The organism is Tritonibacter multivorans (genome assembly GCF_001458415.1).
Classification (GTDB): Bacteria; Pseudomonadota; Alphaproteobacteria; order Rhodobacterales; family Rhodobacteraceae; genus Epibacterium; species Epibacterium multivorans.
In genome coordinates this window covers 333,084-348,073 of the sequence record NZ_CYSD01000039.1, presented here as the reverse complement: position 1 = coordinate 348,073, position 14,990 = coordinate 333,084, and the positions used below count along the sequence as shown (strand labels likewise).

Annotated in this window: 15 protein-coding genes and 1 tRNA gene; 4 read left to right on the top strand and 12 right to left on the bottom strand. The window is 59.8% G+C overall.

Translation table 11 applies throughout. The features are described 5' to 3' along the window. Positions 1-29 precede the first annotated feature (29 nt). Both TRM7557_RS19660 and TRM7557_RS15110 read left to right on the top strand, forming a co-directional pair. On the top strand, positions 30-2,498 hold the full coding sequence (locus TRM7557_RS19660) for a MerR family transcriptional regulator (protein WP_074941899.1): 2,469 nt from the start codon (positions 30-32) through the stop codon (positions 2,496-2,498). Positions 2,499-2,641: 143 nt separating this feature from the next. Beyond that, positions 2,642-2,718 (top strand) — tRNA-Pro (locus tag TRM7557_RS15110). A gap of 17 nt (positions 2,719-2,735) precedes the next feature. Here TRM7557_RS15110 and TRM7557_RS20185 read toward each other — a convergent pair. After that, on the bottom strand, positions 2,736-2,873 hold the full coding sequence (locus TRM7557_RS20185) for a hypothetical protein (RefSeq protein WP_207382665.1): 138 nt from the start codon (positions 2,871-2,873) through the stop codon (positions 2,736-2,738). A 17-nt stretch (positions 2,874-2,890) separates the two neighbouring features. Here TRM7557_RS20185 and TRM7557_RS15105 point away from each other — a divergent pair, with 17 nt between their 5' ends. Next, positions 2,891-3,970, top strand: coding sequence for a 2'-deoxycytidine 5'-triphosphate deaminase (locus TRM7557_RS15105; RefSeq protein WP_058291037.1), 1,080 nt, complete (start codon positions 2,891-2,893; stop codon positions 3,968-3,970). Positions 3,971-4,000: 30 nt separating this feature from the next. Here the strand turns inward: TRM7557_RS15105 and TRM7557_RS20090 are convergent, their stop codons facing one another. The 8 genes from TRM7557_RS20090 to TRM7557_RS15070 form a co-directional block, all read right to left on the bottom strand. Further along, positions 4,001-4,177 carry a hypothetical protein gene (locus tag TRM7557_RS20090; RefSeq protein WP_165592469.1) on the bottom strand — a complete coding sequence of 59 codons (177 nt, stop codon included), beginning with the start codon at positions 4,175-4,177 and terminating at the stop codon, positions 4,001-4,003. Positions 4,178-4,280: 103 nt separating this feature from the next. After that, entirely contained in the window at positions 4,281-4,964 is a 684-nt protein-coding gene (scpB, locus tag TRM7557_RS15100; RefSeq protein WP_058291036.1) for an SMC-Scp complex subunit ScpB, read from the bottom strand. Then, positions 4,964-5,761, bottom strand: a complete 798-nt coding sequence (locus TRM7557_RS15095) for a segregation and condensation protein A (protein ID WP_058291035.1) — start codon at positions 5,759-5,761, stop codon at positions 4,964-4,966. The genes scpB and TRM7557_RS15095 overlap by 1 nt, the downstream gene beginning before the upstream one ends. Further along, complete coding sequence (locus TRM7557_RS15090; RefSeq protein WP_058291034.1) at positions 5,754-6,758, bottom strand: glycoside hydrolase family 3 N-terminal domain-containing protein; 1,005 nt, start codon at positions 6,756-6,758, stop codon at positions 5,754-5,756. Before TRM7557_RS15090 ends, TRM7557_RS15095 begins: the two co-directional genes overlap by 8 nt. After that, the gene (locus TRM7557_RS15085; protein ID WP_058291033.1) at positions 6,758-8,059 is read right to left on the bottom strand and encodes an SPOR domain-containing protein; all 1,302 of its coding nucleotides are present in this window, start codon (positions 8,057-8,059) and stop codon (positions 6,758-6,760) included. The genes TRM7557_RS15090 and TRM7557_RS15085 overlap by 1 nt, the downstream gene beginning before the upstream one ends. Positions 8,060-8,158: 99 nt before the next feature. Then, a complete protein-coding gene (gene argS / locus TRM7557_RS15080; protein WP_058291032.1) occupies positions 8,159-9,904 on the bottom strand; it encodes an arginine--tRNA ligase in 1,746 nt (581 codons plus the stop codon). Between the two features lie 141 nt (positions 9,905-10,045). Then, positions 10,046-10,351, bottom strand: coding sequence for a YciI family protein (locus TRM7557_RS15075; protein WP_207382664.1), 306 nt, complete (start codon positions 10,349-10,351; stop codon positions 10,046-10,048). A gap of 205 nt (positions 10,352-10,556) precedes the next feature. Beyond that, positions 10,557-11,735, bottom strand: a complete 1,179-nt coding sequence (locus TRM7557_RS15070) for a deoxyguanosinetriphosphate triphosphohydrolase (RefSeq protein ID WP_058291030.1) — start codon at positions 11,733-11,735, stop codon at positions 10,557-10,559. A gap of 101 nt (positions 11,736-11,836) precedes the next feature. Between TRM7557_RS15070 and TRM7557_RS15065 the strand changes: the two genes are divergently transcribed. Continuing rightward, positions 11,837-12,160, top strand: a complete 324-nt coding sequence (locus TRM7557_RS15065) for a HesB/IscA family protein (RefSeq protein WP_058291078.1) — start codon at positions 11,837-11,839, stop codon at positions 12,158-12,160. Between the two features lie 63 nt (positions 12,161-12,223). Here TRM7557_RS15065 and TRM7557_RS15060 read toward each other — a convergent pair whose 3' ends face one another. The 3 genes from TRM7557_RS15060 to TRM7557_RS19885 form a co-directional block, all read right to left on the bottom strand. Continuing rightward, on the bottom strand, positions 12,224-13,252 hold the full coding sequence (locus TRM7557_RS15060) for a DMT family transporter (RefSeq protein WP_235811486.1): 1,029 nt from the start codon (positions 13,250-13,252) through the stop codon (positions 12,224-12,226). 2 nt (positions 13,253-13,254) lie between these two features. Further along, positions 13,255-14,385, bottom strand: a complete 1,131-nt coding sequence (locus TRM7557_RS15055) for a DUF6902 family protein (protein ID WP_131727561.1) — start codon at positions 14,383-14,385, stop codon at positions 13,255-13,257. Positions 14,386-14,464: 79 nt separating this feature from the next. Continuing rightward, positions 14,465-14,674 carry a hypothetical protein gene (locus TRM7557_RS19885; RefSeq protein ID WP_131727560.1) on the bottom strand — a complete coding sequence of 70 codons (210 nt, stop codon included), beginning with the start codon at positions 14,672-14,674 and terminating at the stop codon, positions 14,465-14,467. Positions 14,675-14,990: the final 316 nt, after the last annotated feature.

The following is a 14,990-nucleotide window of genomic DNA, read 5'->3' as shown; positions in this document are numbered from 1 at the left end:
GAGGCCGGCATCAGATACGGGGTAGTCCTATGTCCAAGTCCCCTGACGCCTTCCGCACCATCTCTGAGGTTGCGGAATGGTTGGAAATTCAAGCACATGTCCTACGTTTCTGGGAAAGTAAATTCACCCAGGTGAAGCCGGTGAAACGGGCGGGCGGGCGGCGATACTATCGTCCCTCGGATATGTTGCTCCTGGGGGGCATCCAGCATCTGGTGCATGACAAGGGCATGTCGATCAAAGACGCCCAGGCGATGATCCGGGAACAGGGTGTACAGGCGATCCAGGCCATGTCGCGCCCCCTCGAGGGGGAAGAGGCCGTGGCGCCTGCCCCCGAAGCAAAGGACAGCGTCTGGGACGACCGTCCCCGCACCAACCCGGAAACCGTTGCCGCCGCCCAAGCCGCGCCCGTACCCGATCCGGAACCAGTTCAACCCGAGCCAGAACCGGTTCAAGGCGCCGCGCCTGCTCCCGTTGCCGAACACGCCATCGCACCGGCCCCAACGCCCGAGGCCACGGATGAAACCACCGTGGAAACCACCGTCGAAAACGCCGTGGACACCACCGTGCAACCGGCTGAGCCTGCCCCATTGACCGAACCTGTCGCACCGGCTGTGGCAGAGGCACCGCCCGCAGTCGGCGTGGCAGCAGAAGACGCGCAGCAGGCGGCGGTTGCCGCAACGCCCCCTGCGCCATCTGCGCCTCCTCTCGACGACACCCCAATGACAGCGCCCGCAACCGCGGCCGCCCCTGCACAGGCCCCAGTGGCCCCACCCGCCCCGACAGATGTTCCAGTGATGGCACCTGATGTGGCCGCGCAGCCCGAACAGCCCCCTGCGGCAGCGTCTGCCATGCCTGTGACACCCCCATCAGTGACACAGCCAGCGCCCGCCGCGCCAATCCAGCCGCAAGCGCCAATGCAAGCAAGCAGCCCTGCAGCTGATTCTGTGCCCACACCGCAAACAATGGGTGCCCCAACCCCAGCCAGCGACATGCACCACGTGCCGCCCGTACAAACCGCCGCGCCGACGCCGGCCACCGACACCCCTGTGCCGGAATCATCTGGGGCTGCCGAAAGTACAACCGCAGCCACACCGCCCGCGCCAGACAGCGCGCCGCAAGTGGCCGCTGCGCCAGCGACTGAACCCGCATCCTTTTCCCAGTCTGATCCGCACCCCCCGCTTGTCTCTGCACCGGTGTATCCCGGCGGACTGGCTGATACGGCGCAAAGCGACGCTCCTGCTGCACCGGAACCAATCGTAGCTGACACTCCCCACACAGCAGGTGCGTCTCCGGTTGCTGCACCCTCTTCGCTGGTACAGGGCGCGGCACAAGCCGCGCGTTCCCCGCAGCCAACACAGCCCACGCAACCGCAACGGGCCGCACAAATGGCAATGCCGATGGACATGCCCACGGCCCCGGCGCCTGCGCCGACAGACATCCCCCATAGCGGAGCCTCCGGAAGCCACCGCGCACCGGACCCGATTGAAGGCCAGCAGGATTTCTTTGAAGGCGCGGACCCTGATTTGCTGGATGTTCAACTGATTGACGATGAACCTGCCGCGACGGTAGATGTGCCACGTCGCGCCATATCTGCACAGCCGGAGACGGCATCTAAAGGTTCGGAGACATCAGTGACCTCGGACGCTGCCCCTGTGGACCTGCAGCCTGTCACCGAACCCCCAGCGCTCGTCGATACGCCCGCAGCCGCCGACGCGCCTTCTGATGCTCATTCCGCGTCCGCCGACGCCGTGACAACAGAAGCCGTGACAACAGAAGCCGTGACAACAGAATCTGAGGCCCCTGCCCCCCAGGTCTCCGCAGCCGAACCGGCAGACGATCATGCCTTTGAAATCACGGACGGCCCGCAGTCGGACGCTGAAACCGCCGCTGTCGAAGAAAGCCCCGCGCTTGAAGCCGAGGCACAGGCTCCCCATGCCGATGAGGCCGCCGAGGTTGTTGTAACACATGCCGCGCCAACACCTGAAACACAGGTCCCCAGCGACGAGCCACAGAATACGGCGGTGGCACAACCAGCGGCGAAACCAGAGACCCCGGAAGGTCATGCGCCTGAAGTCGATCCCAGCGTTTCCGAAGACGAAACTCCTGACGACGCTGCGGCGGACAACCTGTCGGTTGCGGAGGCTCCCGAAGGAGACGCGCCCTTCGAAACCGCCGATTTGGTCGAGGACGACACCATTGTACCCGCAGACGCTTCCGACGCTTTTGCTGCGGTCGAGGAGACGGTGCAAGACACGGACAACGCTGGCGAATTGTCGGCCGAGGAAGACGTGGACACGTCGCCAGAACCTGCTGAGATCACGGATGACATGCCCCCAGCGCGGGTGGCCCGACAGATCGACATCGCAGATGACGCAGACACGCCGGTCACGCCCGGCCTTCTCGGACAGCTGGCAGCACGACTGCCCGAGGACGAGTCGGATCGCGCCATTCTGACCGATGCGCTGCATGCACTGACCGATTGGCAAGCCCGGGCGTAAGCGCCCGGCACCAGCCGCAAAGATCGCAAAATCAAAGGCTTGTCCGCCTTCCAACCGCCGAGCTTCACAAAAGTTTTGAAAAACGGAAAAAAAACCAATCTGCCTCTTGCGGCTGCTGTGAAAACCAGTAGAACGCTCCTCAACGGGCTATAGCGCAGCCTGGTAGCGCGTCCGTCTGGGGGACGGAAGGTCGCAGGTTCGAGTCCTGCTAGCCCGACCAAAACAAAACGCCCGAGCTTATGGCTCGGGCGTTTTGTTTTTGCGCGCCTCTTCTTTCACATTGCCTGCGCTGGATTTTTTGCCTAAGCCCAGACCCCAATCATTGCGGCAATCGAAAATTTGCGCGACCATAGCGGAAGCCTTTTGCTGCCCCAAATCCAAAGGATTTTTCCATGACCGGCGTCCTGCCCAGCCAAACGATCGAAACAATGCTGTCTCAGGGCGAAATCCTCATTGATGCACCGCTGGTGGATGGTCAGATCCAGCCCGCCAGCCTGGATTTACGGCTGGGCCGCGTGGCGTATCGTGTGCGTGCTTCATTTCTGGCAGGCCAGTCCGGCACCGTTGCCGATCGTCTGGAAGAGTTCGAAATGCACCGCATTGACCTCAGCGAGGGCGCGGTGCTGGAAAAGGGCTGCGTCTATGTTGTGCCCCTGATGGAAAGCCTCGCCCTGCCTGACCACGTGTCGGCAGTGGCAAACGCCAAATCCTCAACGGGGCGGCTGGACCTGCTGACGCGGACCATCACCGACGGTGGCGAAGAGTTTGACCGGGTGAAGCCGGGGTATTCCGGCCCGCTTTATGCAGAAATTTGCCCCCGTTCTTTTTCGGTTCTGGTGCGCCCAGGCATGCGGCTGAACCAGATCCGTTTTCGCGACGGGCAATCTGTATTGACCGATGCCGAACTCGGCGCGCTACACGCGGAGATGCCGCTGGTGGACGGCGACGCGGTGATCGAAGACGGTCTGGGCTTTTCGGTCGACCTGAACCTGCCAGGCAGCGATCTGGTGGGGTATCGGGCAAAACCGCACACCGGTGTGATTGATCTGGACCGGATCGGGGCTTACGACCCGCGCGACTTCTGGGAAGAGGTGCGCAGTCAGAACGGCCGCATTATCCTCGACCCCGGTGCGTTTTATATTCTGGTCAGCCGCGAAGCGGTACATATTCCGCCGCAATATGCCGCTGAAATGGCGCCCTATCTGGCCATGGTCGGGGAATTCCGCGTCCATTACGCGGGCTTCTTTGACCCCGGTTTTGGCCATGCCGCCGCTGGAGGCGAAGGCTCACGCGGGGTTCTGGAAGTCCGATGCCACGAAGCGCCTTTTGTGCTGGAGCACGGTCAGGTCGTCGGGCGTCTGGTCTATGAACGGATGTCAGAGCTGCCGCAGCAGCTGTATGGGGCGGGCATTGCCTCTAACTATCAGGGTCAGGGCCTTAAATTGTCGAAACATTTCCGCAGCCCAGACTAAGGCGCGCGGCCCTCGCTTAATCCCTGAACTTCAATCCCAGGGAGAGTTTTTTGGCGGGCGCGTGTCCTGTTGTGCAACCCGCGGGTCACGACGTGGTTTGCTTTTACCGCGCTTGCCCAAGGCGTTGATCCCGGCGCCGACACCTTTGTTCACAGCAATGCGGATCACCTGACGGATCACCATATTCAAAATGCGGTCCAATGACATGGGTCTCTCCTTCGGGATGCAACAGTGCCCCTCGCTTGATGCTAACATGGGGCTGTGACCAAATAAGGGCAAGGCCGGGCTGCGACTGCCCGGCCTTTTTGTTTTAATCCTCAAACAGCTCTGGCTGTTCCTGATCGTCACGGATTTCCTCGCGGTCGCCCTGCCCGATCGGGAAGGTCCCCGGCGGTGGACGGTTCTCCAGCAACCCGGCCGCGCGCAGTTCTTTCAGCCCCGGCAGGTCGCGCGCACTTTCCAGACCAAAGTGATCAAGGAAGTTCGGCGTCACCACAAAGGTCACCGGTCGGCCCGGCGTCATCTTGCGACGGCCAAGGCGGATCCACTCCATCTCCATCAACTGGTCAATGGTGCCGCGCGACACAGATACACCCCGGATCTCTTCGATCTCGGCACGGGTCACTGGCTGGTGGTAGGCAATGATTGCCAGTGTCTCAATCGCAGCGCGGGACAGTTTCTTGGTCTCGACCGTTTCTTTCTGTAGCAGAAACCCAAGATCCGGGGCTGTGCGAATGGCCCAGGCATCCCCCACCTGCACCACGCGCACGCCGCGTCCGTCATAGCGGCTGCGCAGATGTTCCAGCGCCTGCAACGGCTCGCAGCCATGCGGCATCCGCGTCATCAGATCGCGCACGGTCACAGGGCTGGAGCTGGCAAAGAGCACGGCTTCGACCATACGTTCCTGTTCCGCCATCGGCGGCGCTTCAAACAGACTTTCGGTCTTCTGCTCCGCTTCCCCATCGGTCGGCTGGGGCGTGTTGTACAAATCCATTACGTATCCTCGTTCAGGCTGCGCAGCTGGATGGGGGCAAAGGTCTCCGTCTGGCGGAGCTCCATACGTCCCTCTTTCACAAGCTGCAGCGAAGCCGCAAATGTCGCCGCGGTGGCAGAGCGGCGCTTGGCCGGGTCCGCATGCCATCCGTCCGGCAGGTAGCTCAGCAGGTCCGTCCAGCCGCCTTCAAAGCCCAGAAGCCCGCGCATCCGTTCCAGCGCCTCTTCCATGGTAAACACGCTGTCGCGGTCCATGACAAAGGGGCGGAATTCATCCTTGGTGCGAATGCGGGCATAGGCCTGCATCAGGTCCAGAAGGTTCGCGGTATAGGTGACCGTTTTGATGCGTGTGACGTCTTCGGACTGACCACGGGCGTGGAAATCCCGCCCCAGCTGGTCGCGCGCCAGAAGCCGGGCAGAGGCATCGCGCATGGCCTGCAGGCGTTCCAGTTGGAACGCCAGATGCGCAGCCAGTTCCTGACCCGAGGGCCCCTCTTCGGTGGGGTCGGGCGGCAGCAGCAGACGCGATTTCAAAAACGCCAGCCAGGCCGCCATCACCAGATAGTCGGCGGCGAGCTCAATGCGCAGTTCCTTGGCGCGCTCCACAAAGGCGAGGTACTGGCGCGCCAGCTCGTAGACAGAGATCTGACGCAGGTCCACCTTCTGCGTGCGTGACAGCGTCAGCAACAGGTCAAGAGGGCCCTCAAAACCCTCTACGTCAACGATCAGCGCTTCGGCAGCGAGGCGCTCCTCGACCGATTTGCCCTGTTCCTCAGGAAATAATGTTTGTTCAGCCATAAACCTCACCGCCCATGAGGGCGTTAAGTTCTTCTTCTGCCGCGTCTATGTCAAGCGGAAGCGCCTCTTGCAAGCGGTTCAGCGCCGCCAAAGCGCGTCTTTGTCCGGCTTCGGACAACTCTCCGGCTTCCTCAGCCACCGCAATCCGATCTGCAAGCGAAGCATTGCAATAAAGCGCCACATCAACACCCGCAACCAGCGCCGCACGGGTGCGGTCTGCCGCAGTCCCGGACAGGGCGTTCATCGACAGATCATCGGTCATCACCAACCCGTCATAGCCGATCTCGGATCGGATCAGGTTCATCATCACCGGCGATTGCGTGGCGGGGCGGTCATCAAAGGCCTCGAACACCAGATGCGCTGTCATCGCCATGGGCAGATTTCGCAAGCCAGCAAACGCGGCGAAATCGGTCGCCCGCAGATCCTCTGCCGCGTCCTTGACGCGGGGGAGGTCGTGATGCGTGTCGAGGGTGGAACGACCATGACCCGGCATGTGTTTCATCACCGGAAGGACGCCGGTGTCCAGATGCCCCTTGGCCGTGGCGCGGGCCAGCGCGACCACATCGTCCAGGGTTTCACCATAACAGCGGTTCTTGAGAAACGGGTGCGTGCCCTTGGTCGCGATGTCCACAACCGGCGCACAGTTCGAATTGATGCCAAGACTGCGCAGCTCATCCGCGATCAGACGCGCGCGCAGATACATGGCGGGCAAGGCCCCTGCCCCCGCGGCCCGCACGTGATCAAGGGGCGGCTTCCAGTTGCGCGCCATCGGCGCCCAGATCCGCTGCACCCGGCCGCCTTCCTGATCGATGGTGATCAGACACTCGTGGCCCGCCGCCTCCCGAAACTCATCGCACAGCGCACGAACCTGATCTGGGCTGTCAATATTGCGGGCGAACAGTATGAAACCAAAAGGGCGCGTGTCCTTAAACAGCGCCTTTTCTTCGGCTGTCAGTCGCAGCCCTTCTGCATCGAGGATTGTGGCACCAAAGGCCATCAGCGCATGACCACGGGGATACAGTCTGCTTGGCCAGCAACCAGCGCCGAACAGAAGCGGCGTGCGTCGGCAAGGTCGTCAAAGCCGACCACGCGCAGACGATAGAAAATTCGGCCACCGCTTTCAGCACGTTGCACAACCCGTTGCTTGCCCACGAAAAAATCCCCGAATTGAGCTGAGATCCGAGTCCATTCGCTGCGCGCGATATCACCGCTTTCATAAGCGCCAAGCTGGGCCATACGGGTGCCGACAGACAAGCTTGCAATGTCACGTTCAACATTTGTCGGTGCTGCAACAGGGGTCGTGACGCGTTCGAATTTGACCGGGCGCATCTGAGGACGCGGCGCGGTCTTCACTCCGGGCGCATCCCGCAGGGCAGCCACCTCGGCAGAGATGGTTTTGGCGCGGGTTTCAGCCACGGCAGCCTCAACCGCAGGCGCGGCGCTGGCCGAGGTTTGGCGAATATCGCTCAGCGCGGGCGCATCGTCGGTCAGGCTTGCAACCAGCGCATTGATGTCCTGGCTGCGCTGTTCTTCAGCCGAAAGCGGTTCGCTTCCCGCGACTTCAGGTTCTGCCGAAGGCAGGATCTCAGCCGTTGTGACACTGGGGTCAGGCTGTTCAAGGGTCAGGCTCGGAAGATCTGCCGACAATTCCGGTTCCAGCGCAAGCAGTTCCGCAGTGGGTTGGTCATCTTCCGTCAGGGCAATCGGTTCGGGCGCAAGTTGCAGTGTGTCCGCAGGCGCGGCAGCGGTGCCATTGGCAGCAACAGCATTTACAGCCAGACCCTGGTGATCCGCCAAACGGCCCCCCGGGGTTTCCGGCGCCACGCGCATGGGCCCTTTCATAGCCGTCACAACCGGCACCCCAGAGACATCGCGTACAATCAGGTTATAGCCCCAAAAGCCAATGCCCGCGACCAGCGCGATCGACGCCACAGCCCCGAGAACCGCGGCAACGCGTCCCAGTTCCTTGCGTGGCGGCGCTGCCGAATATGGCGCGTAGCCATCGTCTTCGGGCGCAAAATGGCCATAGTTCATGTCGCTCGGTGCCTCAACCGCCACAGCTTCGGGCTGCTGCGGGGCCGCCTGTGTGACGGGAGCATAGTGCATCTGCACCTGACGCACCTGCGGCACGGTCACAAAAACATCAGAGGTTTCTGCCACAGGCATTTCCGGCGCCGGTGCTGGCGGCTCGGCCGGGCGGGAATACTGATGCGAGGCAAACGGATCAAACGCCGCCCCCTGCTGCTGAGAGTTGCTCTCGCTGCGCGCACCTGCGCCTACTTGCGCAAAATTAGCCATGTCCGCCTCACTGCCCCGTTCCCCCGGGGCCAAGACGGCCCCATGGGTGCTTATCGGGTTTCTTAAAACTGCCTCAGGTCCGGCAGGTGTGCGGTTTTGTTACCGCATCTCCTCGGCCGGTTTGACGCCAAGAATAGCAAGACCGGCAGAAATGACAATGGAAACGGACTTCGCCAGCGCCAAATTGGCATGTGTTGCCGTTTCACCGCTGTCATTAAGGAATCGTAAACCTTTCTCCGACTTGCCGAGGTGGTAAAGCCCGTGCAGATCAGACGCCAGATCATAGAGGAAGAAGGCAATCCGGTGCGGTTCATTGGTGCGCGCTGCGATTTCTACCTGACGCGGCCATTCGGCCAATTTCTTGGCGACAGCCAGCTGCGCGGCATGTGTGATCAGGCCCAGATCGGCGGCTTTCAGCACATCCATATCGGTTTTCACGCCTTCTTCCGCGGCTTTACGCAGGGTAGAGCAGATCCGCGCATTGGCGTATTGAACGTAGAAAACCGGATTGTCCTTGGACTGTTCCAGCGCCTTATCCAGGTCAAAGTCGAACCCTTGGTCGTTCTTGCGGGTCAGCAGCATGAAACGGGTAACATCAGGGCCAACCGCATCCACCACGTCACGCAGGGTTACAAAGGTCCCTGCCCGTTTTGACATTTTGAATTCCGCGCCATCCTTGAACAGCTTCACCAGTTGACACAGCTTGATATCAAGCGGAACTTTGCCACCGGACAATGCGGAAACTGCCGCTTTCATACGCTTTACATAGCCGCCGTGGTCAGCCCCAAAGATGTCGATCAGCTCGTCAAACCCGCGCGAGACCTTGTCGTAGTGATAGGCAATGTCCGGCGCGAAATACGTCCAGGCGCCGTCAGATTTCATCACCGCGCGGTCCACGTCATCGCCGTGGTCGGTGGATTTGAACAGGGTCTGCTCGCGCGGCTCCCAATCGTCGGGCTTTTTGCCTTTGGGCGGCTCCAGCACGCCGCGGTAGATCAGGCCTTTGTCTTCCAGCTCTTTCAGCGCAGCTTCAATGCGGCCGGTGCCGTACAGAGATTTCTCGGAATAGAAGACATCCATCTCGATCCCCAGAAGCGCAAGGTCTTCACGGATCAGCGTCATCATCTTGTCGGTAGAGAACGTGCGGAACGTCTCCAGCCAAGCCTCTTCCGGCTGATCGACATATTGGTCGCCAAATTTTTCTTTCAGCGCCTCGCCCACGGGCACAAGGTAGTCCGCGGGGTATGTGCCATCCGGGAATTCCACGGTGCGGCCATGCGCTTCGAGGTAACGCAGATAGGCAGAACGCGCCAGAACGTCCACCTGCGCGCCACCGTCGTTGATGTAATATTCGCGGGTCACGTCATAACCAGCATAGGCCAGAAGCGACGCCAGTGCATCGCCGAACACCGCACCACGGGTGTGACCCACATGCAGCGGGCCAGTGGGGTTCGCGGAGACATATTCCACGTTCACGCGCTTGTTCGCGCCCATGTCAGAACGGCCATAGTCCAGACCGCCTTCCAGCACAGCCCCCAGAACCGACTGCCAGATGACCGGCGCGAGACGCAGGTTCAGAAACCCCGGCCCTGCCACATCGGCAGAGCTCACGCGGTCATCGCCTGCCAGTGTCTCGGCCAGTTTTTCGGCAATGTCGCGCGGCTTCATTTTCGCGGGCTTGGCCAGTACCATCGCCGCATTGGTCGCCATATCGCCATGGGCCGCATCGCGCGGAGGCTCCACTGCTACATTGGCAAAGTCGAGCCCTTCGGGCAGGAAACCATCGGCCACAAGGGCGTTCAGGCTGTCGATGACAAGCGCACGGATGTCGGCAAAGAGGTTCATATCTGGCGTCCTATGGGTTTTGCGTGGCGCTCCGGGCGGATAGACCACGGGCGCTCTCTAGCTTTAAGGCAAGCGGATAGCCCCGCCAAGGCACAGGGTCAACCGCGATGGGGTTCTGAGGGGCCCTGCGGGCTTTCTAAATCAGGAAAACAAGTCCATGACACTGGCTGTGCCGCGCATTTCAGTGATCTGGTAATGGCGCAGGCGCGGCACATAATAGGGGTCGGAATGGATGATCCGCTGCACGTCTTCGCGCGTCTCAGCTGTCACGGTCCAGATCGCGCCGGGAAAATCCTGCATGGGGCGCATCGCCAAGGGGCCACCAATATCCAGCGCCTCATGGGCGCGCACAAAGGTAATATGCGCCTCGCGCCGTGCGCGATCGGCGCGGATCACCCGCATATCGGGCGCATCGGTAAATGTGACGGTCCAGCGCTTCAAAGTCATACCCCATTGATGCACCCTGAAAGATGCAGGCCAGACGCATAATATATCCCGCCGACCTGCGCAAACAGAAAGCGCGCGTCGCGGTCACGGACATTTGCGTCATCAGGGCCGAGGTTTTCTCGAACTGGTCCGCCAAACGCTATGGCCAGTTGGCAAAAAAAGCCCCGCCAGATGGCAGGGCTTTGGGCCGTCAATTGCGCTCAGATCAGAGACCGAGGCGCTCGTGGAGTTGCAGCGCAAATCGGTCGGTCATGCCCGCGATATAGTCCGAGACGATCCGGGCGCGATCCACATCCGTTTGGCCAGCGTGGATTTCCGCATGCCACCGCTGCGGCATCTCCAGCGTATTTTCGATGTAATAGGCAAAAAGCGCCTCAACCACTTTGGCCACCCGCTTGCGCACCACCACCACCGAAGGTGCACGGTACATCCGCGTGAATAGGAAGGCGCGAACGTCTTTCAGCTGCGTCCACAGCGGATCGGAAAACGTCACCACAGCATGGTCCAGCGCGCGAATATCTTCGACGGATTGCGCCCCGGATGCCTCGATCTTTGCACGGGACGTATCAATCACATCCGACACCATCACCCCAAAGACCCGGCGCAGCGCCTCGGATCGACGGCGGCGCGGCTCTAGACCCGGGTATTTTGCATCGACCTCGGCAAAGGCCGGACCCACAATTGGCAAGGTCGCGGCCTCGGCGTCGCTGAACAGTTCCGCGCGCAGCCCATCCTGCAGGTCATGGTGGGTGTAGGCGATGTCATCGGCCAAGGCTGCAACCTGCGCCTCCGCACTGGCATGGGTGTGGAGCTCGAGGTCCAGTTGCGCATTACAGGCTGCAAGCGCCCAGGGCAGCTCCCCGACAACAGGGCCGTTGTGTTTGGCAATGGCCTCGAGCGTCTCCCAAGTCAGGTTCAGCCCGTCAAATTCCGCATAGTGCCGCTCCAGACAGGTAACAATCCGAATGGCCTGCGCATTGTGATCAAAGCCGCCATAAGGCGCCATCAGATCGTGCAAGGCATCCTCACCTGTGTGACCAAATGGTGTGTGCCCCAGATCATGCGCCAATGCGACGGCCTCTGTCAGTTCCTGGTTCAACCCCAAGGCACCGGCAATGGTGCGCCCCACCTGTGCGACCTCAATCGAATGGGTCAGTCGGGTGCGGTAATTGTCACCCTCATATTCCACAAAGACTTGGGTCTTGTGCTTCAGGCGCCGAAAGGCATCGGCGTGAATAATCCGGTCGCGGTCGCGCTGAAACGGAGAGCGGAAGCTGCTTTCTTCTTCTGGCACACGACGCCCACGGGAACGGCCGGGAAACGTCGCATAGGGGGCATGTGGCCTTGGGGTCAGATCGGGGTTCAAATCATCTTGCGCGGTCATGGGTCTCTTTTTCCCCCAGAAGTCTTGCGGAAATCTTGTCGCTTGCCCCGCACCTTTCTATATAAAGGTCTACGCTGCAACAGCGAGCTTTGGAGAGAATGATGCAACTGCCCCCGAAAGTTACCGAACGCGCCTTTGAACGGCTGGCCGAGATTGGCGCCGCCGCACAGGGTCAGGCCCTGCGGGTCGCGGTCGAAGGTGGCGGCTGTTCTGGCTTTCAATACGAGATCAAACTCGACGCGCCGGCGGATGAGGATCTGGTGCTGGAAGGCAAAGGAGAAAAAGTCGTCGTGGACGAGGTCTCGCTGCCATTTTTGGAAAACGCAGTGATCGATTTCACCGAAGAGCTGATCGGCGCACGCTTCACCATTGAGAACCCGAATGCCACCTCCAGCTGTGGCTGCGGCACCTCATTCTCTATGTGATCTGGCTCTATGTAATCTGGCCCTGTGTTCTCCGACCCCATGTAAACCAGCCGGGACAGGAAGTTACGCGCCGGGCTTCCCGCCGTCTTTTTTGGATGCCGTTTTGACCTGACGACGCGCAATGTTCAGCGCCCCTGTAAGTTGGGGCCACAGATCCGACCACATGACCGGGCGAACCCCCTGTTGCAGCCGCAACTGTTCACGCAGGATCACCGCACTGGCGCCAGCGGCAAGCACCATCCCAAAATAGATCGACAGGCTGGGCAGATCGCCAAACACCACAGCGCCAATAATCACCATCCAGACGAACTGCAGATTCAATAGCGGTGTCACCGCATAGGTCGGCAGGATGGCAAGCGCGAGCACCAGCAACCAACGCGCCAAAAACAGCAGCACCCCACAGGCCAAGACCAGCCCCAGATCTGCCACACTCATCGGCTGCCATACAAATGGCAAACACACTAGCATGGTCAGCCCCAAGGCAAGGTTCGGGTAAAACACCTGCGCCAGAACATTCGCATCACGTATTGAAATCAGTCGCGCCAGCGTAACCGACACGGTGCCCAGAAGGGCCGCAACCAGAGCGGACACAGCCCCCCAGCCATAGGTCCCGCTCCACTCAGGCAACAAGAACAGCACACCAATTACACCGACGACCACCGACACCCAAGACAGCACCCCCAGCCGTTCGCCCAGAATAGGCCCAGCCAAAAGGGCTGCGAACACCGGCATCAGAGCCACAAAGAGAAACACATCTGCCAAAGGCAGATGCCGAAACGCATAGAAAAACGCGGTTGCCGCCAGAACTGTTGCCAGCGAACGCCCCGCCATTGCCCATGGATGATGCGTTCTCAGCGACGCGACCTGCCCCGGCAGCCGCCCGGCGGCCACACTCAGCCCCGCCACCAAAAGACCCGAAAACGCATAGAGCTGGGCAGGCGCGAAGTTATTTGCGATCAGCTTGGTGATCCCGTCTGCGCCCGCAATCAGACCCGTGTAGGCCATGACGAGGCACAGGCCGACCCACACCCAAAGGGTACCACTCCAGCGGCCCACCTTGAGGGGCGTGTCTTTTGCAGACAGCTCCGCCACCCTCAGCGCACCCCGCCCTGCTGGAGGCTTGTGTCAGTGTATCCCCGTGCCAGAAAATCGCACAGAAACTGGTCAAAACACCCGACAGCACCGGACGCACGATCCCAAAGCCCCTGCTCCTGCGCGTTCAGCCGAGACTTCAGCTCAAGATCCGCACCGCGGCGCATCCGCAGCCCTTCGGCATCCATTGCATAAAGCGCCATTGTCATACCTCTCAAAACACTGTTGCGCCCGGTACAAATAAATCGGCGCGTGTTCATACAGGATGACTCGAAAACGGGATGTTTTACAACCTCTGATATAGCCCACTCCATCACGAGAAACGTGTGGTAGTCATCCACCTCGTTGATTTCCAGAGGTTGGGCCGAAATCTGGCAGGCTGCCCGCTGCTTTTGTAGCCACGCCAGCCAGACCTGGGGCACATCCTGGCCCGCATAAAGCAATGCCAGACAAACTTCACTGAGCAGGTCTGCATCCTGGTCCAGGAAAGCCATTATCCCAACATATTCAACACTTTGTATTGCCTCAGACTCCAACATTGGATCCTGCTGCCCATAGTCAGAAAGGTAGAACACAATGTGGGTCAGTTCATACGCTGTCCGCCGATTGGGGACGGCAAATGCCACCGGAGATTGCATGAAGGCCCGCAGCCGATCGTCCAATCCGTCCAGGCCACGAAGCACGCAACCTCGGCGCGCCAATAGCCGTCTGGTTTCTGCCCTTTGCAGATCCGACAATTCGTGCTGCAAAATTCCGCTTCTGTGAACGCGCCCAACAAGGGCATCCGAAAGCTCACCGTCACAAATCCCAAGGTCTTCCAAATCCATGCAAATCGACAAAATAAACCGATAGTAAGGCTTGAAAAAATCAAAGTGACGCAAACACCCTTCATAGAAGGGTAAATAACCAAAAAAACCATCTCTTTCGACCGGTCTGATTTTACCAGCCGACCGTAAAACATTCAAAAACTCAGCGTTCTCTTTCAACCAGAGGACGTCCATTCTGTCACGCCTGGCACCCAGGAAGCAAGACGCCAGTTCCTTGCGTGAAAACACCCCGCGATTTTCGGTTGGAACCCCATGCCGAAAGACGCGGTCTTCCGAATAGCGATCAAGACTTAAAACATCACCCATTTAATTCTCCGCCGAAAAATGCGTCGTTAATCGCGGCCCGCAAAGGCCGCGAAAAATCGCTTAATTGACACCGAATCCCTCAACAGGTGGAGGACACAAGCCCAGTCGCGCATCCATCAAAAATATCGTTACTTTTAGCAATCTTACCGGCGATTTGAGACTTGCCGAAACTCCCCAACGCGACGTTTTCCCGCTGAATGCACGTGGAACTTATCATTCCAGTGTGCGCGCCATCAAAAACAGAAACTTCGGAAACTTCGATCAGTTCGATTTTCTTCAGTGCGGTCATATTTACCTCCAAAACCAAAAACACACCCAAATGCTGCCAAAGAATCTCGAATAAAAAAGAAAATAATTTACGAACCCAATTTCCAAACAAGCTTATCCACAGAACTTCCCCTCGAAACCACCGACCTTTCAACATTTATTTTTTAATGCACAATTTATACATAAGTTATTCACAACTACAAAATTGCAAATACCACCCTAGGGCAATATTGAAACCTTTGCGAATTCGCCGGACCATCACCGAAAATCGATTCGCTTCTCCTCTTGCTCCGCCGCGGCAATTCAGCGATAGATCACGCGAAACGCCTGTCCGGAGG